At 72.9% G+C, this 22,008-nt stretch carries 22 protein-coding genes; 15 read left to right on the top strand and 7 right to left on the bottom strand.

What is annotated here, in order from left to right; all coding sequences use genetic code 11:
* The first annotated feature begins 33 nt into the window (after nt 1-33).
* The 5 genes from M8316_RS00865 to M8316_RS00845 all read left to right on the top strand — a co-directional run bounded on the left by M8316_RS00865 (nt 34) and on the right by M8316_RS00845 (nt 4,292).
* Nucleotides 34-1,470: an MFS transporter gene (locus M8316_RS00865; RefSeq protein ID WP_250051136.1), complete on the top strand. Its 1,437-nt coding sequence runs from the start codon at nt 34-36 to the stop codon at nt 1,468-1,470.
* A 74-nt stretch (nt 1,471-1,544) separates the two neighbouring features.
* Entirely contained in the window at nt 1,545-2,174 is a 630-nt protein-coding gene (locus M8316_RS00860; RefSeq protein WP_250051134.1) for an antibiotic biosynthesis monooxygenase, read from the top strand.
* A 205-nt stretch (nt 2,175-2,379) separates the two neighbouring features.
* On the top strand, nt 2,380-2,892 hold the full coding sequence (locus M8316_RS00855; RefSeq protein WP_250051132.1) for a hypothetical protein: 513 nt from the start codon (nt 2,380-2,382) through the stop codon (nt 2,890-2,892).
* A 69-nt stretch (nt 2,893-2,961) separates the two neighbouring features.
* Complete coding sequence (locus tag M8316_RS00850) at nt 2,962-3,861, top strand: phosphoribosylaminoimidazolesuccinocarboxamide synthase (RefSeq protein ID WP_250051130.1); 900 nt, start codon at nt 2,962-2,964, stop codon at nt 3,859-3,861.
* 2 nt (nt 3,862-3,863) lie between these two features.
* Entirely contained in the window at nt 3,864-4,292 is a 429-nt protein-coding gene (locus M8316_RS00845; RefSeq protein ID WP_250051128.1) for an SRPBCC family protein, read from the top strand.
* A gap of 15 nt (nt 4,293-4,307) precedes the next feature.
* Here the strand turns inward: M8316_RS00845 and M8316_RS00840 are convergent, their stop codons facing one another.
* Entirely contained in the window at nt 4,308-4,676 is a 369-nt protein-coding gene (locus tag M8316_RS00840) for a hypothetical protein (RefSeq protein WP_250051127.1), read from the bottom strand.
* Between the two features lie 160 nt (nt 4,677-4,836).
* On the opposite strand from M8316_RS00840, the gene M8316_RS00835 reads away from it, so the two are divergent.
* A complete protein-coding gene (locus M8316_RS00835; protein ID WP_250051125.1) occupies nt 4,837-6,423 on the top strand; it encodes a long-chain-fatty-acid--CoA ligase in 1,587 nt (528 codons plus the stop codon).
* A gap of 79 nt (nt 6,424-6,502) precedes the next feature.
* Nucleotides 6,503-6,697: a hypothetical protein gene (locus M8316_RS00830; RefSeq protein WP_250051123.1), complete on the top strand. Its 195-nt coding sequence runs from the start codon at nt 6,503-6,505 to the stop codon at nt 6,695-6,697.
* Nucleotides 6,698-6,768: 71 nt separating this feature from the next.
* On the opposite strand, the gene M8316_RS00825 is transcribed toward M8316_RS00830, so the two are convergent.
* Nucleotides 6,769-7,281, bottom strand: a complete 513-nt coding sequence (locus tag M8316_RS00825) for a YflT domain-containing protein (RefSeq protein WP_250051121.1) — start codon at nt 7,279-7,281, stop codon at nt 6,769-6,771.
* A gap of 49 nt (nt 7,282-7,330) precedes the next feature.
* Complete coding sequence (locus M8316_RS00820; protein WP_250051119.1) at nt 7,331-8,200, bottom strand: N-acetylmuramoyl-L-alanine amidase family protein; 870 nt, start codon at nt 8,198-8,200, stop codon at nt 7,331-7,333.
* A 147-nt stretch (nt 8,201-8,347) separates the two neighbouring features.
* On the opposite strand from M8316_RS00820, the gene purS reads away from it, so the two are divergent.
* The 3 genes from purS to M8316_RS00805 all read left to right on the top strand — a co-directional run bounded on the left by purS (nt 8,348) and on the right by M8316_RS00805 (nt 9,947).
* A complete protein-coding gene (purS, locus tag M8316_RS00815) occupies nt 8,348-8,623 on the top strand; it encodes a phosphoribosylformylglycinamidine synthase subunit PurS (RefSeq protein ID WP_250051117.1) in 276 nt (91 codons plus the stop codon).
* The gene (gene purQ / locus M8316_RS00810; RefSeq protein WP_250051115.1) at nt 8,620-9,291 is read left to right on the top strand and encodes a phosphoribosylformylglycinamidine synthase subunit PurQ; all 672 of its coding nucleotides are present in this window, start codon (nt 8,620-8,622) and stop codon (nt 9,289-9,291) included. Before purS ends, purQ begins: the two co-directional genes overlap by 4 nt.
* A gap of 206 nt (nt 9,292-9,497) precedes the next feature.
* A complete protein-coding gene (locus M8316_RS00805) occupies nt 9,498-9,947 on the top strand; it encodes a DUF3817 domain-containing protein (protein WP_250051113.1) in 450 nt (149 codons plus the stop codon).
* A gap of 9 nt (nt 9,948-9,956) precedes the next feature.
* Here the strand turns inward: M8316_RS00805 and M8316_RS00800 are convergent, their stop codons facing one another.
* Both M8316_RS00800 and M8316_RS00795 read right to left on the bottom strand, forming a co-directional pair.
* Complete coding sequence (locus M8316_RS00800; protein WP_250051111.1) at nt 9,957-11,411, bottom strand: glycoside hydrolase domain-containing protein; 1,455 nt, start codon at nt 11,409-11,411, stop codon at nt 9,957-9,959.
* A 194-nt stretch (nt 11,412-11,605) separates the two neighbouring features.
* Nucleotides 11,606-13,447 carry an MFS transporter gene (locus M8316_RS00795; RefSeq protein WP_250051109.1) on the bottom strand — a complete coding sequence of 614 codons (1,842 nt, stop codon included), beginning with the start codon at nt 13,445-13,447 and terminating at the stop codon, nt 11,606-11,608.
* Nucleotides 13,448-13,605: 158 nt separating this feature from the next.
* On the opposite strand from M8316_RS00795, the gene M8316_RS00790 reads away from it, so the two are divergent.
* From M8316_RS00790 to M8316_RS00770, 5 genes are all read left to right on the top strand, one after another.
* Nucleotides 13,606-14,181 carry a TetR/AcrR family transcriptional regulator gene (locus M8316_RS00790; protein ID WP_250051108.1) on the top strand — a complete coding sequence of 192 codons (576 nt, stop codon included), beginning with the start codon at nt 13,606-13,608 and terminating at the stop codon, nt 14,179-14,181.
* Between the two features lie 122 nt (nt 14,182-14,303).
* Entirely contained in the window at nt 14,304-16,577 is a 2,274-nt protein-coding gene (gene purL, locus M8316_RS00785) for a phosphoribosylformylglycinamidine synthase subunit PurL (protein WP_250051106.1), read from the top strand.
* A gap of 134 nt (nt 16,578-16,711) precedes the next feature.
* Entirely contained in the window at nt 16,712-17,149 is a 438-nt protein-coding gene (arfB, locus tag M8316_RS00780; RefSeq protein ID WP_250051105.1) for an alternative ribosome rescue aminoacyl-tRNA hydrolase ArfB, read from the top strand.
* Nucleotides 17,150-17,215: 66 nt separating this feature from the next.
* Complete coding sequence (locus M8316_RS20915; RefSeq protein ID WP_250051104.1) at nt 17,216-18,598, top strand: outer membrane protein assembly factor BamB family protein; 1,383 nt, start codon at nt 17,216-17,218, stop codon at nt 18,596-18,598.
* A gap of 135 nt (nt 18,599-18,733) precedes the next feature.
* Complete coding sequence (locus M8316_RS00770; protein ID WP_250051103.1) at nt 18,734-19,495, top strand: alpha/beta hydrolase family protein; 762 nt, start codon at nt 18,734-18,736, stop codon at nt 19,493-19,495.
* Nucleotides 19,496-19,599: 104 nt separating this feature from the next.
* Here M8316_RS00770 and M8316_RS00765 read toward each other — a convergent pair whose 3' ends face one another.
* Entirely contained in the window at nt 19,600-21,048 is a 1,449-nt protein-coding gene (locus M8316_RS00765) for a methyl-accepting chemotaxis protein (protein ID WP_250051102.1), read from the bottom strand.
* 77 nt (nt 21,049-21,125) lie between these two features.
* Entirely contained in the window at nt 21,126-21,962 is an 837-nt protein-coding gene (locus M8316_RS00760; RefSeq protein WP_250051101.1) for a DNA-formamidopyrimidine glycosylase family protein, read from the bottom strand.
* Between the last annotated feature and the right edge of the window lie 46 nt (nt 21,963-22,008).

The following is a 22,008-nucleotide window of genomic DNA, read 5'->3' as shown; positions in this document are numbered from 1 at the left end:
GCGGGGAAGGATGTCGGGGAAAGGGTGGTGAGCGTGGTCGAGCAGCACGTCGAGGAACCGGCGACGCCGGAGCAGGAGCAGGCGCCGTACGAGCCGGACCCGCGCCGGTGGCGGATCCTGGGCGTCTCGCTGGTCGTCGGGTTCATGTCGCTGCTCGACGTCTCGATCGTCAACGTCGCGATCCCGTCGATGTCGGCGGGGCTGGACGCCTCGGAGGGGACGATCCAGTGGGTCGTCTCCGGCTACGCGCTGGCCTTCGGCCTGACGCTCGTGGCGGGCGGACGCCTGGGCGACGCGTACGGCCGCCGGACGATGATGCTGATCGGCCTCACCGGGTTCGTGGCCTCGTCCGCGTTCGTGGGGTTCGCGCCCAGCGCCGGGACGGTGGTGCTGGCGCGGCTGCTCCAGGGCGCCTCGGCCGGCCTGCTGACGCCGCAGAACTCGGGGCTGATCCAGCAGCTGTTCCGGGGTCGGGAGCGGGGTCGGGCGTTCGGCTTCTTCGGGCTGACCGTCTCGATCGCCTCGGCCACCGGGCCGGTGATCGGCGGACTCATCATCGCGCTGGCCGGCGCGGAGGACGGCTGGCGCTGGCTGTTCTGGATCAACGTGCCGATCGGCCTCGTGGCGTTCGCGGCGATCTGGCTGATGGTGCCGCGCACCCCGGCCGCCGAGCGCACCGGCGACGCCCGCATCGACGTGCTCGGCTCGGTGCTGCTCGGCGCGACCGTGATCTGCCTGCTGCTGCCGGTGGTCTCGCTGGAGAACGGCTCGGCGCTGCCGCTCGTGCTGCTCCTCGGGGTGCCGCTGCTCGGCTGGGCGTTCGTGCGCTGGGAGGCCCGCCAGGTGCGCACCGGCCGCCCGCCCCTGCTCGACCTGCGGCTGCTGCGCCGACTGCCCGGCTACGTCAACGGCATGGCCGTGGGCGCGCTCTACTTCACCGGGTTCACGGGCCTCATGCTCGTGGCCTCGCTGCACCTCCAGGACGGCCTCGGCTACTCCGCCCTCCAGGCGGGCCTGATGATGGCCCCCTTCGCGGTCGGCTCGGCCGTCGCCGCCCCGCTGGCCGGGCGCGTGGTGACGGACGTCGGCCGCCTGCTGACCGTCGGCGCTCTGGGCGTGATGATCAGCGGCACCGTGCTCGTGGCGCTGGTCGTGCCGCTGGCCACCCCGATCTGGGCCTGGCTGCCGCCGGTGCTGCTGCTGACCGGCCTGGGCGCCGGTGCGGTGGTGAGCCCGAACATCACGCTCACGCTGCAGGAGGTGCCGCCGGAGATGGGTGGCGCCGCGGGCGGTGCGCTGCAGACCGGGCAGCGCATCGGCGCGTCGATCGGGGCGGCGCTGGCGGTCTCGGTCTACACGCTGGTCGCCGGCGTCGCCTCGTCCGCCGTGGGGCTCTCGGCCGCCCTGGCCGCCGAGATCGTGCTGCTGCTCGGGGCGCTCGCGATGGCTGTCCGCGCCTGGCGGCGGTGACGACACCCACGCCGTGACGGCCTCCACGCGCACACCGGTGTGACGACCGGGCGAGGAGGGGGACGATGGGTGGCATGTCGGAACCTGCGCCCGCTCCCGATCACGTCACCGAGGTCCACCCCGACGCCGTGACGGTCTGCATCAGCCGTGTCGTCGACCCCGCCCGGGAGGCGGAGATGATCTCGTGGCTGACGGCCGGCCAGTCGCTGGCGCAGCTGTTCCCCGGGTTCCTGGGCGTCGGGTGGGTGCGGCCCGCCCCCGGCCACGACACCTGGCACGCGCTCTACCGGTTCGCGGACGCCGACGCCCTCAAGGCGTGGGAGGAGTCCCCGCAGCGGCACTGGTGGCGCGAGTCGGCGGCCGGCCTGGTGGTGCGCGAGGTCGGCACCGAGAAGCGGTCGGGCATCGAGGGCTGGTTCGACGCCCCGGACGCCGAGATCCTCACCGACGCCCCGCCCCCGCCGCCGCGGTGGAAGCAGGCGATCACCATCTTCATGGTGTTCTACCCGGCCTCCCTGGTGGTCAACTGGATCGCGTCGCAGATCGGGTGGGTGCAGGCGCTGCCGCTGCCGCTGCGCCTGCTCTCCACGATCGTGGTGCTGACCCCGCTGATGGTCTTCTACGGGCTGCCGTGGATCACCCGCAAGATGGACTGGTTCCTCCACGGCCGTCCCGCCCCGTGGCGCCGGGCCCGCGCGTCCTGACGTCGCCCGACCGGAACAACCGCCCGCGACCTCGGGGTGCAGCTCGCTGACCTGGCCTGATGCGTGCCGGTGCCGTGGCGGCCCGGCGTTGTTCCGGTCCGGCGACGGCCGCCCACCCCCGCCGGTCGTGCAGGTCCTTGCAGTGCAGCGACCTGCACGTCGTCCCGTCTTCACGACGTGGACGAGGCGGGGCAGCGTGGCGTCCATGACCACTCTCGGGACCACCCTCCACCGTCACCTCCGCCGGATCGGCCTCGTGCTCGCCGGCCTGCTCCTGGCTACCGGCACCGGCGTGCTGGCGGCGCCGACCGCCTCCGCGGTGAGCCAGTCCAGCGCTGCCTCCCAGCTCTCCGCCGCCGGCATCAGCTGGGTCTCCTCCGGCGGCTGCACCGACCGCTACAACTCCTCCTGCACCTCGTTCGAGGGCATCCGCCAGGCCACGATCGACGGCGCCATCACGCTGAAGAACGCCTCGGGCTGCGCCCTGACCATCACCGGCGGCACCGAGACCGGCCACTCCTCGGGCACCTACTCGCACTGGAACGGCTACAAGCTCGACTTCCGCATCACCACCTGCCTGAACAGCTGGGTGACCGGCCACTACGCCTACATCGGCACCCGCAGCGACGGGGCCGCGATGTACCAGGCCGCCTCCGGCAACGTGTACGCCAAGGAGGGCTCCCACTGGGACGTCACCTACTACTCCTGCGGCTGCTGACCGCTCCGCTGGTCGAGGCGTGACGAACGCACGTCGAGACCAGCCGCCGCACGCCCTAGGCTGGCCCCCGTGAGCACGGAGCTGAACATCCCCGCCGCCCCGCCGATCGCCGGCACCCGCCACGTCCACTCGGGCAAGGTGCGCGACCTGTACGAGGTCACCGAGGGCGAGCACACGGGCCGCTTCCTCATGGTCGCCAGCGACCGGCTCTCCATCTTCGACTTCGTGCTCGACACGACCATCCCCGACAAGGGCGAGATCCTCACCCGCATGTCGCTGTGGTGGTTCGAGCAGCTCGAGGACCTCGTGCCGCACCACGTCGTCTCCACCGACGTGCCGGACTCGGTCAGGGGGCGCGCGGTCATCTGCGAGAAGCTCGACATGTTCCCCGTCGAGTGCGTGGCGCGCGGCTACCTGACCGGGTCCGGCCTCCTCGACTACACGGCGTCCGGTGAGGTCTGCGGCGTCCCGCTGCCGGCCGGCCTCGTCGACGGCAGCCGCCTGCCCGAGCCGATCTTCACCCCGGCAACGAAGGCCGAGCTGGGCGACCACGACGAGAACGTCTCCTACGAGGCGGTCGTCGCCACGATCGGAGAGCCGGACGCCGCCGACCTGCGCGACCTCACGCTCGCCGTGTACGGCCGCGCCGAGGAGATCGCCCGCGAGCGCGGCATCCTGCTCGCCGATACGAAGTTCGAGTTCGGGAGGGACGCGGCGGGCCGCACGATCCTCGCGGACGAGGTGCTGACGCCCGACTCCTCGCGCTTCTGGCCCGCGGCCGAGTGGAAGCCTGGCCAGACCCAGCCCTCCTACGACAAGCAGATCGTCCGCAACTGGGCGCTCTCGCCGGAGTCCGGCTGGGTGAAGTCCTCGGGCGAGGCCCCGCCGGCGCTGCCCGCCGAGGTCGTCGAGCGCACCCGCGCCCGCTACATCGAGGCCTACGAGCTGCTCACCGGCGAGACGTTCTGACCATGGTCGCCCGTCACGGCTCCGGTCGGGTGCGGTTCTCCGTGCCCCAGGAGGTCGCCTTCGACTACCTGGTGGACCCGGCGAACCGCCCCGAGTGGCAGTCGTCGCTGCGCTCCGTCGCGGACGTGGCGGGTGAGCAGGCCGCGGGTCAGACCTGGACCGACGTGACCGTGCCCGGCCTGCGCCCGGCCATGCGCACCACCCGGCTCGAGCGTCCCCACGTGTGGGCCGAGACGGGCACCTGGCGCGGGGTCCGCGCCGACCTGGACCTCGCCTTCACCCCGGCCGCGGCCGGTGTGGCCTGCGACGTGTCGTTCCGGTTCCGCATCGAGGCGCTCGGCGTCCTCGGGCTGGTCGCCACGTTCGCCTCCGTGCCCGCCGTCCGCGCGGACCTCAAGCGGGCCGCGAGGATCCTGCTCGAGCGCCAGTAGCCGCCCCGGCAGGGGTCACTCCCTGCCGGCCTGCAGACCTAGCCGCACGCCGAGCGCGACGACACCGGTCGCCACGCAGCCGATGCCGACGTAGCGCAGCGTCGTGGTGATGAACAGGACGGTCGTGAGGTCGTCCAGCCGGGCCGGGCGGGCGTTGTCGATCACGGCCCACCACACGGCGGCGGAGACGATCATCAGCGCGGTGCCGCCCAGCAGCAGCCAGGTGGTGAGCTTGCGGGCGCGGACCTCGGCCGGCTGCGCGGACCAGGACGCGCGGGCGCTGCTGAGCCCGTCGGGGACGGCCCCGGAGGCCTCGTGCTGGTCGCCGGTCTCGGCCTCGGCCGATCCCTGGTCGTGGGGGTCGCGCATGGACGGGTGCGGCACGGGTTCTCCCTGGAGGACGACGGTCGGCGGCAAGCCGTGGCTGACAACCCGAGCATGACACGTCGACGCCGCTGGCGACCGACCACGTCAGGCGGCATGGACCGGCTTGTGACTCGTGGGTAGGTTGCTCCCATCACACCCGACGTGACGGAGGCCACTCGTGACCGACTACAACCTCGCCAGCCTGCTCGAGAACAGCGCGGCGGCCTACCCCGGTCGCGACGCGGTGGTGCTGGGTGAGACCCGGCTGACGTACGCGCAGGTCAACGGTGCGGCCAACCAGGTGGCGAACGCGCTGAGGGAACGCGGCGTCGGGCACGGCGACAAGGTGGTGCTGAGCTGCCCGAACCTGCCGTACTTCTCGATCGTCTACTTCGGCATCCTCAAGGCCGGCGCGACCGTCGTCCCGCTCAACGTGCTGCTCAAGGGGCGCGAGGTGGCCTACCACCTGGCCGACTCCGACGCGAAGGCCTACTTCTGCTTCCAGGGCACCCCCGAGCTGCCCATCGGCGCCGAGGGCTTCGCCGGCTTCGAGCAGGCCGAGGGCTGCGAGCACTTCTTCATGATCACCGCGGACCCGGCCGCCCCCAGCCCCATCGAGGGCACCACGACGATGGGTCAGGCGATGGCGACGCAGCCGCCCACGTTCGACACGGTCGTCACCGACGAGGACGACACCGCCGTCATCCTCTACACCTCCGGCACGACGGGTCAGCCCAAGGGCGCGGAGCTGCGGCACCGCAACATGCGCGACAACGCGCTGGCCGGCACGGAGCTCTTCGGCGCGGACGCCGAGAACCCCGACACCTACCTGTGCGTGCTGCCGCTGTTCCACTCCTTCGGGCAGAGCGTCATCCAGAACGGCGGCTTCGCGTTCGGCGGCACGGTCGTGATGCTGCCGCGGTTCGAGGCGGCGCCCGCCCTGGGGCTCATGCTCAAGGAGCAGGTGACGTTCTTCGCCGGCGTCCCGACGATGTACTGGGGCCTGCTGGGGGCGCTGACCCCCGAGGTGGACGTCGACACCCTGGCCAAGAACCTCCGCGTCGCGGCCGCCGGCGGCTCGGCGCTGCCGGTGGAGGTGCACCGCAAGTTCGAGCAGCAGTTCGGCGTGACGATCCTCGAGGGCTACGGCCTGTCCGAGACGTCCCCCGTGGCGTCGTTCTCGCCGTTCGGCAAGCCCGTGCGCGTGGGCTCGATCGGCCTGCCGATCCCCGGCGTGGAGATGAAGCTGATCGACCCGACGCCGGGTGAGTGGGGCTCGATCCCCGACGAGCGCGACGAGAACGGGATGACGCCGGTCGGCGAGATCGCGATCAAGGGCCACTGCGTGATGAAGGGCTACTACCAGCGCCCGGACGCCACTGACGCGGTGCTCGACGCCGACGGCTGGTTCCGCTCCGGCGACCTCGGCCGGCAGGACGCCGACGGGTACTACTACATCGTCGACCGCTCCAAGGACATGATCATCCGCAACGGCTTCAACGTGTACCCGCGCGAGATCGAGGAGGTCCTGCTGACCCACCCCGCCGTCTCGCTGGCCGCCGTCATCGGCGTGCCGCACGAGGAGCACGGCGAGGAGATCAAGGCGGTGCTGATCCTGAACGAGGGCGCGAGCGTGTCCGAGGACGAGGTCCTGGCGTGGGGCAAGGAGCAGATGGCGGCGTACAAGTACCCGCGCATCATCGAGTTCGTGCCCAGCCTGCCCATGACCGCCACCGGCAAGATCCTCAAGCGCGAGCTCAGCTGACCGGGTCCGGTGGTCGAGGTGCGAGGCCGGCCACGGCCAAGCCTCGAGACCGCCGCACGCGACTCGCTACGGTGAGGACGTGAAGTTCCTGGTCTTCGGCTTCCTGTCGTTCCTGATGCTGGCCGTCGGCATCCTGTGGACCGGTGAGTCCTTCGGCTGGTGGGGCGAGGAGCCCACGTCCGGCAGCGGCACCGCGGTGCTCGGGCCGCCGATCGCCGGCCTGGGTGTCGCCATGGCCATCGTCGTGGTCCAGCAGGCGTTCAAGCGCGACTGAGCGCAGCCGGTGGTCGAGGTGCGAGGAGCGCTGGCGACGAGCCTCGAGACCGCCCCACCAGACGTGAGACGTCAGTCGAACGGGTTCGGCAGCGCGCCGGGCAGACCGGCCAGCATCTCGCGCGCCTGGCCGGCGACCTTGTGCTCGACGAGCACCTCGTACCGGGTCGCGACGACCTGGGTGACGGAGGAGAAGTCGCGCTGGCCGCGGGTCAGTGCGTAGCTGATCAGCGTGAAGATGAGGCCGAACAGCGCGCCGATGACCGCGGTGGAGGCAAGCAGCGCCAACAGCCCCTGGTCGGAGGAGAACAGGCTCAGCACCAGGCCGACGAAGAGACCGAACCAGGCGCCCGAGGCGGCACCGCCGACCGCGACCCGGCCGGTGGTGAGCCGACCGGTGATCCGCTCGACGCGCTTGAGGTCCGTCCCGACGATCATGCACTGCTCGACCGGGAACTTGTGGTCGGAGAGGTAGTCGACCGTCTCCTGGGCGTGCGCGTAGTCGTCGTAGGTCGCCAGGGACTGCGGGAACTCCAGCGCGAACGCGTCGGCGCTGAGGCGGCGGGGGGTTCCGGGGCTGCTCATGGCCCCAGTCTGCCCCCGCCGTGGGTGCCCGCGGGGGTGTCCTCGGCCCTCAGTTGCCTGTGAACCTCCTGACGGTTGCCACCAGGGCGGCTGCGTACCGCCTCTGCCCCGCGGTGCGCCGCATGGCGCGCGCATCCCGCCGGTTGCGCATGTTGCCCGCCTCCAGCAGCACCGCCGGCACGTCGGAGAGGTTGAGGGTGCCGAGGTCGCCCCGGGCGTCGATGCCGGTGCCGCCGGCGACGTAGTTCGCGACCGGGAACCCCTGCCGCTTCATCGCACGCTTCAGCGTGCGGGCGAGGCGACGCGACGGCTTCCAGATGTCGCCTGTCCAGCCCTTCCGCTTCGTCGGCCGGATGACGTGGAACCCGCGGGCCCCGCTCGTGGTGCTGCCGTCACCGTGGAGCGAGAGCAGGACGTCTGCGTCGTACCGCGCCCCCGCCTTGCCGCGGGTGTTGATGCACGGACCCCACCGGTCCTCCCGGTTGCTGTGCCGGGTCAGCCGCACGGTCGCGCCGAGCCGGCGCAGCTTCTTGCGGGTCCGCACGGCCAGCTGCCACACGAAGGTCGCCTCGGGCCAGCCCTTGTTCGTCGCCGTGCCGGTGGTGTTGCACGCCTTCTTGAACCCGCCGGCCTGCACGAGCCGGTTGATCTCCTCCGGGAAGTTCTTGTTGCCCAGCTGGTGGCCGGGGTCGAGCACGACGGTCACGCCGGCCAGCGGCTTGCGCTGCTGCGGTGCGCTCACGGCCGTGGCCAGCCCCGACGTGGCCAGCCCCGACGTGGCCGGCTCGGACGACGGCAGCGCCGGTGCGGCCGGCGCGAGGCCTAGCACGAGCACGCCGGCGAGGGCGGGCGCCGCGACGGCCCGGACGAGGGCGCGGGGGGAGGACCGGTGGGCCGGTCGGTGGGGGAGCCGAGACATGCCAGCAGGGTAGGTCGGGTGCCGGGGCGTGTCTCGGGCGTCGCGTCCGCCGCACGCGGCCGGCTCGGAGCATCGGGCGACGCGGCTTAGGATGGGACGCGTCGGCGCTGCCGACGTCCCTGATACGTGAGACCCGCAGGAGTCACCGTGCCCGTCGTCGTCGTCGACGTGATGCCCAAGCCCGAGATCCTCGACCCGCAGGGCAAGGCCGTGCAGGGCGCTCTGCCCCGCCTCGGCTTCGCCGGCGTGAGCGACGTCCGCCAGGGCAAGCGCTTCGAGCTGACCGTCGAGGAGGTCACCGACGAGGTGCTCGCCCAGGTCGCGAAGATGGCCGAGACGCTGCTCTCCAACCCGGTGATCGAGAACTTCACCGTGCGCGTGGAGACCGAGGCCGAGACCGCCGTGGCCGGAGCGGGCGCGTGAAGGTCGGGGTCGTCACCTTCCCCGGGACGCTCGACGACGTCGACGCCGCCCGGGCGATCCGTCTCGGCGGCCACGAGGCCGTCTCCCTGTGGCACGGCGACCACGACCTCAAGGGTGTCGACGCCGTCGTCCTGCCGGGCGGGTTCTCCTACGGCGACTACCTGCGCTGCGGCGCCATCTCCCGCTTCGCGCCGGTGATGACCGAGGTCGTCGCGGCCGCCAACGGTGGTCTGCCGGTGCTCGGCATCTGCAACGGCTTCCAGATCCTCTGCGAGTCCCACCTGCTGCCGGGCGCGCTGATCCGCAACGACCACATGAAGTTCGTCTGCCGCGACCAGCGCCTGCGGATCGAGAACACCTCGACCCCGTGGACCAGCGCCTACAGCCACGGTGCCGAGATCACCATCGCCCTGAAGAACGGGGAGGGCGGCTTCGTCGCCGACGAGGCCACGCTCGACATGCTCGAGGCCGAGGGCCGGGTCGTCGCCCGCTACCTCGACGTGAACCCGAACGGCTCGATGCGCGACATCGCCGGCGTCACCAACGAGCGCGGCAACGTCGTGGGCCTGATGCCGCACCCGGAGCACGCGGTCGAGGAGCTCACCGGCTCCGGCACCGACGGACTCGGCTTCTTCACCTCGTTCCTGGAGCAGGCCGCCTCCGTCTGAGGCCCCTGTGATCTCCGCCCGACCGGCGGTGAGCAGGCAACCGAACCCCGTGCGGGAAGGGTTGCAGGCTCACCGCCGGTCGGCGTTCCGGAGCACGAGCGGTGCGTCGGCAACCGAACCGGCTGAGCAGACAGGTTGCTGAGCCACCACCCATCGAGAGTGACGCCGATGCTCACCCTCTTGGGCCGCTCAGGCACCCTGGACCCATGCGCTCCCCCCTGGGTCTGTTCCGCAAGGTCGCGATCGCGGAGGCGGTGACCTGGGCCCTGCTGATCCTCGGCATGGTGCTCAAGTACGGCACCGAGACGACCGACCTCGGCGTGCGTGTCTTCGGCATGCTCCACGGGATCGTCTTCGTCGCCTACTGCGTGACCACCGTCGTGGTGGCCGTCGACCAGCGCTGGAGCCTCGGCCGCGCCGTGCTCGGCCTGGCCTCCGCCGTCCCGCCGTTCGTGACCGTCGTCTTCGACCAGGTGGTCGAGCGCCGCGGCGGCCTGGGCACCACCTGGCGCCTGCGGACCGAGCAGCCCGCCGGCGTCCTGGAGAAGCCCGTGGCGTGGCTGCTGCGCGAGCGCCTGCGCGGCCTGGCCGCCGGGGTGGTGGCCGTGGCCGCGCTCACCGGCCTCGCGCTGCTGGTGGGCCCGCCGGCGTCCTGAGGCTCGACCTCAGCTGCGCTGGCCCTGCTTCAGCAGGCGCCACTGCGGGCCGGTGATGATGCCGGTCGCCTCCAGCCCCACCCGTCGCTGCCACTGCTTGACGGCCTTGGTGGTCGCGGCCAGGTAGAGCCCGTTGACGGGGGTCCGGATCTTGGCGGCGACCGCGTTGAGGGTGCGCTGGAGGTAGCGCACCTGGTTGCTGCCGTCGCCGAACTTCAGCCGGGTGCCGCGGGCGTACTCCGACAGCGCCGCCACCCAGTTCTCCCGTGACCACGTGCGGGACTCGTCGAAGCCGTGGTGGCGCTGCCAGGAGCGGACGACGGAGATCAGCTCGGCGTCGTACTCGCCGTCGGTGCGGCCACCGGCGAAGCCGTCGAGCCGCAGGACGCACTGCAGCGCCGCCGTCCTGCTCTCGTCGGCGACGACGGTGCTGCCGTCGGAGGCGGTGCGCGTGGGGGAGAGGTTCATGTAGTCGCGGTAGGAGATCTGCGTGCCGTTGCAGACCTCGGCCTCGTCCGGTGCTCGGGTGCCCTTGCCGAGGTCGAGGTAGCTGGAGTCGATGTTGATGGTGACCCCGCCCCACGTCTCGTCGTGGCCGCCGCGGTACTGCTTCATCCGGTCGCCGTCGGTCCAGCCGGTGTTGCTGAGCGAGGTCGAGGTGAGGTTCTGCTGGCCGTCCCAGTCGGCGATCCAGACGCGGTCGGGCATCGAGAAGCGGTGGGGGCGGTTCTGCCGGGCGCCGTCGAGCGCCTTGATGCCGGACCCGGCGCTGGAGTACACGCCCGAGACGTAGCCGAGGGTGTGGATCCGGTCGGTCCAGCCGTCGAGGAACGACAGCGCCGACTCGCGACAGTTCTTGTTGCCGAGGTCGAAGCCCTCCATGTCGTACCAGAGGGTCGAGCCGGCGGCGATGCCCAGGTCGGCGGCCTTGTTGACGGCGCCGGAGGCCGACTTCACGCCCTGCTCGTAGGCGAGGTCGTAGCGGCCGTTCTTCCCGGGCCGGGGGTTGACGGTCTCGTCGTTCCTGTACCGCGGGAAGCGGGGGTTGCAGGAGGCCTGAGGACCGAGGGTGATCGGCAGGATGCGCCACCCGGTCGACGACTGCTTGGCGACCCACTCGGCGGTGAGGTTCGGCTGGTCGCGGCACGCACGCGACTTGCCCGAGGCGTAGACGCCCACGGCCTGGTACGGCGAGGCGCGCCACCAGGTGTTCATCGTCTTCTGGTCGGGCGTGTGGCACTGGTCGAAGGCTAGCCCGGTGAGGTTGCGGGGCGTCACGACCCCCGGCTCGCCCTCGCGGGCGGCGGTGTCGTCCGCGGAGGCCAGGGTGCCGGTGGTGGCGACGGTGGCCCCGGTGCGGACGGCGGCGGGCGCGGCCGTCGCGGGCAGGGGGCCGGCCAACGGCAGCACGAGCAGGAGGGGGACGGCGGCGAGCAACGCACGCAGGCGCGGGCGGCGGGTCATCGGGGACTCCGGGAGAGGTCGGGCCGGGGAAGGGCCGGTGGGGGAGCGACCGGACGACGATAACCCCAGGAGTCCCACGGATCACGGCACTTCACACGAGTTGCACGACCCTGTGAACGCACGAGCGGGTCGTGTGCCTGAGCGGTTGCCGGAGCGACCGCTGGGGCACACGACCCGCGTCGGGTGGAGCGAGGTCAGGCGGCTGCCTGCTCCAGAGGCTCGGTCGGCTCGCCGTCGGGCTGGGTGGCCCGGGCGGCTCGGGCACGGCGCGCGGCCTGCACGGTCAGCGCGAGGGCGGCCAGGGCTGCCGCCGAGGCGAACGCGGCCGAGGTGAGGAACGCGGCCTGCGCCCCGGGCACGACCTCGCCGGGCACCGCGCCCACGGCGTAGACCGAGACGACGGCCGCGAGGCCGACCGCCCCGCCCAGCTGCTGGGCGGTCTGCAGCATGCCGGACGCGGCGCCGGCGTCCTGCGGCTGCACGCCGGCCATGACGAGCGAGGTGACCGGCATGAAGATCGCGCCGGCCGAGGCGCCGATGAGGACCAGCGGCAGCAGCAGGGCCGGGGCGTAGCCGGCGCCGGCGTCGTAGGTCGAGAGCGCCGTGAAGCCCAGTGCCAGGCCGATCGTGCCGGCGAGCACCATCACCGGCGCGCCGAGCCGGGCGACCAGGCCCGGGGCGAAGCGGGACATGGTGAAGATCGACAGGCTGACCGGCAGGAACGCCAGGCCGCTGGTGAGCGGCCCGAAGCCGAGGTCGGTCTCGAGGATCTGCACGACCAGGAAGAACATCGACATCTGGGCGCCGAACACGAGCGGCATCACGACCAGCGCGCCGACGCGTCGCGGGTCGCGCAGCAGCGCAGGCTGGACGAGCGGGGTGCGGCCGAGCGCCTCCTGGCGCAGCTCCTGGCGGACGAGCACGGCCAGCATCGCCAGGCCGATGAGCAGGAGGTCGAGGGTGCGGGTGGAGGTCCAGCCGTGCTCGGCGGCACCGACCAGGCCGTAGACCAGCGAGACGGCGCCGCCGGTGGCGAGCAGGGCGCCGAGCACGTCGAACCGCCCGGGGCGACGCGGGGTCTCCGCGACGTGCCGGCCGACCAGCGCCACGACGGCCAGGCCGATCGGGACGTTGATCCACAGCGTCCAGCGCCACGAGCCGAGGTCGGTCACGACCCCGCCGAGCAGCAGGCCCAGGCTGGCGCCGCCCGAGGAGACGGCGGCGAACAGGGCGAAGGCGCGGTGGCGTGCCGCGTCGTCCTTCGCGCTCGTCGTGAGCAGCGCCAGGACGCTGGGAGCGGCCAGTGCCGCGCCCACGCCCTGGGCCGCGCGGGCCGCGACGAGCTGGCCGGGGGTCTGGGCCAGGCCGCCCAGCAGCGAGGCGAGGGTGAAGAGGGTCAGGCCGACCTGGAAGAGGCGGAGCCGACCGAGGACGTCGCCGAGCCGGCCGCCGAGCAGGAGCAGGCCGCCGAAGGCGAGCGTGTAGGCGTTGAGCACCCACGACAGTGAGGCCGGGCCGAAGCCGAGCGCGGTGTCGATGTGGGGCAGGGCGACGTTCACGACGGTGGCGTCGAGCACGATCATGAGCTGGGCGACCAGGACGATGGCCATCCCGAGGCCGAGGCCGGACTTCTCGTCGGGCTCGGCGGTCTGCGTGGTGTTCGTGGTGCTGTCCTTACGGGAGGGGCGGTTCTCGTCGAGGCGGACTCCGGCGGGGCGGCCGCGTCCGGGGATGAGCCGGGCCACGCCCGGCTCGCCGGTGGCGGAGGCGGTGGAGCCGGCGCGGGTGGCGCGACGCTCGGCACGGCGGACCTGGCGGGCTGCTGCCCGGTCGGCGGTGCGCTCGCGGTCGCGGCGGATGAGGTCCTCGAGCGGGTCGGAGGCGTCGAGGGTGACGGTGTCGACCCGTCGCGGCTGGGCGTGCCGGGTCGTGAGGGTCGCGGGGACGGTGTCGATCTCGGGAAGGGACGCGAGCGCGTCGTCGTTGCGGCTCGTGGTGCGGGTGGTCGTCGTCTGGTGGGGCGGTGTCTGGGACATGGGGAGCGCGTCCTGTTCTGACCCTGGCTGGGCCGACGTAGACTGAACTGGAGATGTCCTCCGGTTCGCCTTCGACGATACGGAGAGTGTCTCCGCTTAGCAAGGGAACGGCCGAGATCTGTTCCGAACCCACCCGTGTGATCCGTGAGAGGTGCGTCATGCGCGCTGATGCCCAGCGCAATCGCGACAAGATCGTCGAGGCTGCTCGGGAGGCGTTCCGCTGCGGCGGGTACGACGTCCCGCTCGACCAGATCGCCAAGGCGGCCGAGGTCGGCCCGGGCACGCTCTACCGGCACTTCCCGACCCGCGACGACCTGGTCGACGCCGTCATGGCCCCCTGGGTGGCCGGCGTCGAGGCCGCGGCCGACCGGGCGCTCGAGGCCACCGGCACGCCGCGTGAGCGCCTGCTCGCCTGGTTCGACGAGTACGTGCGGCTGATCGCGGTGCACAAGGGTGGCCCTGCGAAGTTCACGGTCGCGCTCGGCGACGAGGGCTCCCCGATCAAGCACAAGTGTGGCGTGCTGCTGGCTGCCCACGAGCGGGTCCTCGCCCCCCTGCGCGAGGAGGGCGCGCTGCGCGCCGACGTCACCGCCATCGAGGTCGGACGCCTCGTCGGCGGTGTCGCGATGGTCGCCGACTCCGGTCAGCTGGACACCACCGCGACCGGCCCGATGCTCGGCGTCGTCGCGGACGGGTTCCTCACCCTCGAGCACCACCCCGCCTCGTCCGCCTGATCGACCCGCGCCTGACCCCACCCCCGCCGCGTCGGCAGAAACTTTCACCCCGCCACGCTCGGGTGCGTCCACCCGCGTCCGCCGAGGACGGCCCGAGGGGCTGCGGCAGGTAGATTGCTCCCGTGCTGGACACCGTCTCCGTCGCCGCGTCCGACCCCGACCGCGAGCAGCCGTTCGCCGACCTGGGCCTCAAGCCCGACGAGTACGAGAGGATCAAGGAGATCCTGGGCCGCCGGCCCACGAGCTCCGAGCTCGCCATGTACTCCGTCATGTGGTCGGAGCACTGCTCCTACAAGTCCTCGAAGGTCCACCTCAAGCAGTTCGGCGAGATCCCGCAGGAGACCAAGGCCGGGCGCATGCTCGCCGGCATCGGTGAGAACGCGGGCGTCATCGACGTCGGCAACGGCTGGGCCGTGACGTTCAAGATCGAGTCGCACAACCACCCCAGCTACGTCGAGCCCTACCAGGGCGCCGCGACCGGCGTTGGCGGCATCGTCCGCGACATCCTCGCGATGGGTGCCCGCCCGGTCGCCGTGATGGACCCGCTGCGCTTCGGTGCCCTCGACGCCGAGGACACGCGGCGCGTGCTCCCGGGCGTCGTGTCCGGCGTCGGCGGCTACGGCAACTGCCTGGGCCTGCCGAACATCGGCGGCGAGGTCGTCTTCGACTCCTCCTACGCCGGCAACCCGCTGGTCAACGCCCTGTGCGTCGGCGTCCTCAAGCACGAGGACCTGCACCTGGCCAAGGCGTCCGGCGAGGGCAACAAGGTCATCATGTACGGCGCCCGCACCGGCGGCGACGGCATCGGTGGCGCCTCGATCCTGGCCTCGGACACGTTCGAGTCCACCGGCCCGACCAAGCGCCCCGCGGTGCAGGTCGGCGACCCGTTCATGGAGAAGCTGCTCATCGAGTGCACCCTGGAGCTGTTCCAGGCGGGCGTCGTCGCGGGCATCCAGGACTTCGGTGCCGCCGGCATCTCGTGCGCCACCTCCGAGCTGGCCGCGGCCGGCGACGGCGGCATGCACGTCGAGCTCGCCGGCGTCCCGCTGCGCGACTCCACGCTGGCTCCCGAGGAGATCCTCATGAGCGAGTCGCAGGAGCGGATGATGGCGGTCGTCGAGCCCGCCGACGAGGCCCGCTTCATGGAGATCTGCGCCAAGTGGGACGTCGAGGCCGTCACCATCGGCACCGTCACCGGCACCGGCCGCCTGGTCATCGACTGGAACGGCGAGACCATCGTGGACGTCGACCCGCGCACGGTCGCCCACGACGGCCCCACCTACGAGCGCCCCTACGCCCGCCCGGCGTGGCAGGACGGCCTCCAGGCGGACGGCGCCGAGGCGCTGCCCCGCCCGTCGGTGGCCGAGCTCAAGGGCCTGATGCTGCAGATGGTCGGCTCGCCGAACCTCGCCGACAAGAGCTGGGTCACCGACCAGTACGACCGCTACGTGCGCGGCAACACGGTGCTCTCCCAGCCGTCCGACTCGGGCATGATCCGCATCGACGAGGAGAGCGGCACCGGCGTCGCGCTGGCCACCGACTGCAACGGTCGCTACGCCAAGCTCGACCCGTTCACCGGTGCGCAGCTCGCGCTGGCCGAGGCGTACCGCAACGTCGCCACCGGCGGTGCGACCCCGCTCGCCGTCTCCGACTGCCTCAACTTCGGCTCCCCCGAGGACCCGGACGTCATGTGGCAGTTCGCCGAGGCCTGCCGCGGCCTCAAGGAGGCCTGCCTGACCCTCGGCGTCCCGGTCACCGGCGGCAACGTCTCGCTGTACAACTCCACCGCGGGCACCCCCATCCTCCCGACGCCGGTCGTCGCCGTGCTCGGCCTCATCGAGGACGTCGCCAAGCGCACCGCGTCCGCGTGGAGCGCCGCCGGTCAGCGCGTGCTGCTGCTCGGCACCACCCGCGAGGAGCTCTCCGGCTCGGAGTGGGCCCACGTCGTGCACGGTCACCTGGGCGGTCTCCCGCCGAAGGTCGACCTGGCCGCCGAGATGTCGCTGGCCTCGCTGCTGGCCGAGGGCTCGGCCCTCGACGCCGGCGTCATCACCTCGGCCCACGACCTCTCCGACGGCGGCCTCTCGCAGGCGCTCGTCGAGGCGAGCCTGCGCAACATGGTCGGCGTCAGCGTCGACGTGTCCGAGGTCGCCGGCGGCGACCCGTTCCTCGCGCTGTTCGCCGAGTCCACCGCCCGCGCGCTGGTCACCGTCGAGGAGTCGGACCTCTCCGCCTTCCTCGCGATGGCCGCCAAGCACGGCGTCCCGGTCACCGACCTCGGTGTGACCGGTGGCGACGACCTCGTCGTCACCGCCGGCGGCGAGCCCGTCCTCACCGCGGGCCTGCTCGAGCTGCGCGCCACCTGGACCGCCACCATCCCGGCGGCCATGGCCTGACCCGCTGCGGCGGGGGTACGACCCACCACATTCGTGGTTTCCCGAGGCGGGAACCACGAATGTGGTGGGTCGTTTCCGTTCCGGAGCACCCCACCGATGAGCAGGGACGCCGGGGGAGGGCCCATCCTGGAGGGGTGCCCGACGACCTCCCGCTGACCCGCAACGTGACGCTGCGCGGGTCCGACCTCACCGAGCGGTTCAGCCGGTCGAGCGGGCCGGGCGGGCAGGGCGTCAACACCACCGACAGCCGCGTCGAGCTGCTGCTGGACCTCGACCACGCCGACCTCCCCGAGCCCACCCGTGCCCGGCTCAAGGAGCGCCTCGGCAGCCGGCTGGTCGACGGCCACCTCGTCGTCGTCACCGCCAGCGAGCACCGCGCCCAGCTCGACAACCGCCGCGCCGCCCGCGAGCGGATGTCGGCGCTGCTCGCCGAAGCCCTCGCCCCGCCGCCCAAGAAGCGCCGCCCCACCAAGCCCACCCGCGGCTCCCAACGCCGCCGACTCGACGCGAAGAAGCAGCGCGGGGAGATCAAGAAAGGGCGTCAGAAGGGACGAGGCGGCGACTGGTCGTGACGCGCTGCGGTAGAACGGTGCCCGTCAAGCACCCCTGACCACCCCGTCATCCCGAACGAGGACACCGTGAGCCAGACGCCGCCGGAGAACACCGACGACCAGCCCACCGACCAGCCCACCGACGAGCCGGCGCAGGAGCAGGCCGAGGTCCTCGAGGGAGCCTCGACCAACCGCCGCGGCCTGCGGGTGCTGATCGGCTTCGTGCTGCTCGTGGTGGTCGCCGGCGGCATCGCGAAGGTCGTCACGACGCTCACGGCCGAGGACCCGCTGGCCGACGCGGAGCCGGTCTTCACGATCGGTGGCGACGGGTGGCTGACCCCGGACGGCCGCCCGCGCACCCCGGCGGTCGACGAGGTCTCCGAGGTCGCCTGGACGTGGACGTCCGCCGAGGAGGAGTCCGTCGACGAGGTCTGGCCGCTGGGCCGAGGCGCGCTGCTGTGGACGGGGCAGGACCTCGTCGCCCTCGACGCCGACGGCGAGGAGGCCTGGCGGCAGGTCTACGTCGAGGACACGCCCGACGACTTCTTCGCCGAGCCCGATCTCTACGAGATCGAGCCGGTCGTCTCCGACGACCACTCCCTGGTGTGGGTCGACAGCGAGGACGGCGCCGCCATGCTGGATGCCGAGAGCGGTGAGACGCTGTGGTCCGACGCCGGCGGAGTCCCGGTCGGCGACCTCGTGGTCGTGGACCGGGGTGACGACGGGCTCCTCGCCCGTGACGCCGCGACCGGCGACGAGCGCTGGGGAGTCGACGACCCGGTCGCCGCCGTCACCGCCTGGGGCGATCGCCTCTACGTGGTCACCGCGGACCTGGAGGTCCTGGAGCACGATGCTGCGACCGGCGAGGTCACCGCCGACCTCGGCAGCGTGCGGGGAGCGACTGGGGACGAGGTGGCCGTCGCGGCCGCCGGCGACCTCCTCGGCGTGGGTGTCGGCCGGTCGTCCACCGTGCTCTCCACCGACGGCACGGTGCTCTACGAGCGCACCGCCACCGGCTCCGCCACGGGTGACGACGTCATCGAGCCGGAGTCCTGGGGCGCCGGTCTCATGGCCGTCGACCCGACGATCGACAGCGACCTGATCACCCGCGACGGCAAGCGCACCGTCCAGCCCGAGGGCGCCGCCTGGTGGCCGGTGGGCAGCCGCGGCGACGACGTGCGGGTGCTCGCGCTGGGCGGCGTCTCGGGTCAGGACGGTGACGTCAGCATCCTCGACGGCTCCCTGTCGGAGATCGCCACGGTCCGGGCGCTGCCGTTCGGCGTCGCCGACGGCCAGGCGCTCGCCGTCACCGAGAAGGTCCTGCGGGCCGTGTCGCTGGACGACGGCGACGAGCTCTGGCAGGTCCGGTGGAGGGACCTGGGTGACGGGGCCGTCGAGTCCGGCGTCGCGGTCCCGGCCATCGGCGGCGTGCTGGTGAACGCCGAGGACTCGGTCACGATGCTGCGCTGAGCGAGCCATCCGGCCCCGCCGCGGCCTCGAACCCCACCCGTGCCCCTCACCCGACGCCACCTGCTCACCGCCCTCGGCGCCGTGACGGCGAGCATGGGCCTGGCAGCCTGCACCCGACCCCCGGAGGTCCCCGCCGTGTCCGACCCCGCCGCCACCGGCCGCGTCCGCCTCACCTACGGCGACGACCCCAGCCAGGTCGCCGAGCTCACGGTGCCCGGCGGGACCCCGGTCGGCGTCGCCGTCCTGCTGCACGGGGGCTTCTGGAAGGCCCAGTACGGCCTCGAGTACGCCCAGCCGCTCGCCCCGAGCCTGGTCGACCGCGGCTGGGCCACGCTGGTGCCCGAGTACCGCCGCGTCGGCAACGGCGGCGGGGTGCCGCAGACGCTGGACGACGTCGCGGCCGCCCTCGAACTACTCACCGACGACGCGGCGATCGAGGCCGCCGTCGGCGCACCCCTGCCGCTGGACACGGTCGTCGGCATCGGCCACTCCGCCGGCGGGCACCTCGTCACCTGGGCGGCCGGCCCCGGCGGGCCCGGCGTCCTCACCCACGTCATCAGCCAGGCCGGCGTCCTCGACCTCGCGGGTGCCACCCGGGAGAACCTCGGGGGCGGCGCGGTCACCGACTTCCTCGGGCACGCCTTCGGCGACGAGCAGGCGGACGAGGCGGTGGACCCGCTCTCCCAGGTGCCGCTCGACGTGCCGGTGTGGTGCGTGCACGCGGGCGGCGACACGACGGTGCCGCTCACCCAGTCCCGGGCCTACGTGGACGCCGCCACCGGGGCCGGTGCCACCGCCGCGCTGGTCGAGGTCGACGGTGACCACTTCACCGTCATCGACCCCGACTCCGACGCCTGGGCGCGCACCCTGGAGATCGTCGACGGCCTCGCGGGCTGAGCCGCCCAGGGCGGCGGTCGCAGAGGGACGGAACGCCACGAGGCCCGGGCGACCACGGTGCGTGGTCACCCGGGCCTCGTCGCGCCGGGGGGCAGGGGGAGCGGTCAGTCGCGCTGCTGGGCGAGGTGCGCGACCTCGTCCGTGACCTGCTCGGTGGTGCGGGCGACGGCCTGGATGGCGCCGCGGGCGGTGTCCGCGGCCGACTTCTGGACGGCGGCCGCGCTGGAGATGACGGCCTGCGCCTCGGTGACCCGGGCGAAGACGGACTCGATCTCGCCGGCCGATGCCAGCACGTCGCGGGTGCCGTTGCGGACGTCGTCCACGACCCCGCCGATGAGCTCGGTGGCGCGGGCGGTCTCGCCGGCCAGCTCCTTGACCTCGCCGGCCACGACAGCGAAGCCCTTGCCGGCGTCCCCGGCCCGGGCCGCCTCGATGGTGGCGTTGAGGGCCAGGAGGTTGGTCTGCTCGGCGATGCCGGTGATCGTCTGGGCGATCGAGGCGATCTGCGAAGCCGACTGCTCGAGCCGACGGATGACCTCGTTGGAGGCGGTGACCGAGGCGTTGGCGGCGTCGGCGGAGGCGGTGGCCGTGGCGGCCGCGGACTCGATCTCGCCGGCGGCGGCGAGCAGCTCGGCCATCACGGTCTCGGACTCGGTGACGCTGCCCCGCAGGCTGTCGCCGGCGGAGTTGAGGGCGACCAGGCGCTGCTCCATGTCGGCGGCCCGCGCCTGGCGGGTGACCAGCTCGGCCTCGGCACGCTCGGCGGCCGCGGACTGCTCCTCGGCGAGGCGCTGCTGCGCGGCGACCTGCTCGAGCGCCCCGGCCTCGGCCTTGGCCTGCTGGGCGCGGCGCTCGGCGTCGGCGTCCTCGGTGAACTTCCACGAGACCGCCAGGGCGACGCACTCGGCCAGCAGCATGCCGGCGTGCAGGAGCGAGAACAGGATCGGGTGCGCCTGGGCGCGGGCGTCGGAGAACACCATCGTCGGGTCCATCAGGCTCATCCCGATGTGGTGCAGGGCGACGATGCCGATGGCGACGAGGAACGGCGTCCAGGTCTGGTAGAGCGAGACGATCGCGACGGTCACGAAGAAGTGCAGGTGCAGGTCGGTCAGGCCGCCCGAGACCTGCACGAGCACGACCGAGGTCATCATCAGCGAGGTCGACATCGCGGTGGCGCGTGCGGCCTGGGAGGACAGCACGCGGCCGAGCGCGAAGGCGACGATCACGATCGCGACGCCGGTCCAGGCCATCCAGCCGTGGTTGGCCGCCGCCGAGGTGTGCTCCGCGTGCGAGGGGGCGTCCGCGGTGCCGAACGGGTGCCACACCCACGCCATCACGACGAGCACGGGGACGTGCAGCGCCGTGATGACGCTGATGCCGTTGTGCCGGGCCCGGAACTGGGCCTCGGTCAGCTGGGCACCTCGGGGTATCCACGAGCCGCCGGGGGAGGCAGACGGAGAGGTACGAGGGGCGCCGCTCGGGTCCGCGGCGGGGAAGGCCGTCGACGAGCCGGCGGACCGGGACGAGACGGGCGGGGGCGCGAGCAGGGTCATGCCCACGCCATCGGCAGCGACCCGCGTCCACCGCAGCGCCCTCACGACTTCTTCACGGTGCGGGGGAGGGGTCGGGGTCAGGTGCCGATGGTGCGCCCGGTCAGCCTCGCCTCGGGCCCCGGCCCCGGCTGGCAGTGCGGGCACCACTGGGTCAGTCGGTTGGTCGGGTCGTTCGGGATCTCCTCGGCCCGCCGGATCGCCGTGCCGCAGCGCAGGCAGCGACGCCGCCGGGCGCCGTAGACCCAGTGGTCCTCGCCGGGGCGCGGCCGCCCGGTGGTGGTCTGGTAGGCGCCGGGCACGAGCGCGGAGTGCCGCAGCGCGCGGGCCGAGCGGGCGACCAGCGCGGGCACGTCCACGTCCCCGACGGGCGTCCACGGGCTGACGCCGGTGAGGAACGCGATCTCGTTGGCCCAGAGGTTGCCGAGCCCGGCCATCCGGGTCTGGTCGAGCAGGGCGCTCACGAGCGGCCACGCCGGATCCGCGGAGAGGCGGCGCACCGCCTCGTCCGCGTCGAAGTCGTCGCGCAGCGGGTCGGGGCCCAGGTGCCCCACGACGGACGACTCCTCGGCCGTCGGCACCAGCGAGAGCCGGTGCAGCCGCCGCCCCCAGGCGGTGCCGCCCTCGGTCGTCTCCAGGGCCACGCGGACGTCGGCCTGCAGCCGTGCCGGCAGCCGCTTGCCGGGCCCGGTCAGCGACCACTCGCCGTCCATCAGCAGGTGGGAGTGGAGGGTGACGTCGCCGGAGAACCGGGTCAGCAGGTGCTTGCCGTGGGTGTCGTGGCCCAGCACCTCGCGGCCGGCGAGGTCGCGCGTGGCCAGCTGCGGGACGCGGAAGTCCGAGCGCGCCACCGTGCGACCGGCCAGCGCGCGGTCGAGCTTGCGCGCCAGCAGGTAGACGGTGTCTCCCTCGGGCATGCCCCGACGCTACCCAGCGGCCCCACCACGCACCTCGCCCGACCGC

The sequence above is a fragment of the Nocardioides bruguierae genome, from assembly GCF_023554635.1.
GTDB lineage: Bacteria > Actinomycetota > Actinomycetes > Propionibacteriales > Nocardioidaceae > Nocardioides > Nocardioides bruguierae.
This window is presented reverse-complemented; position numbering and strand designations above follow the sequence as displayed.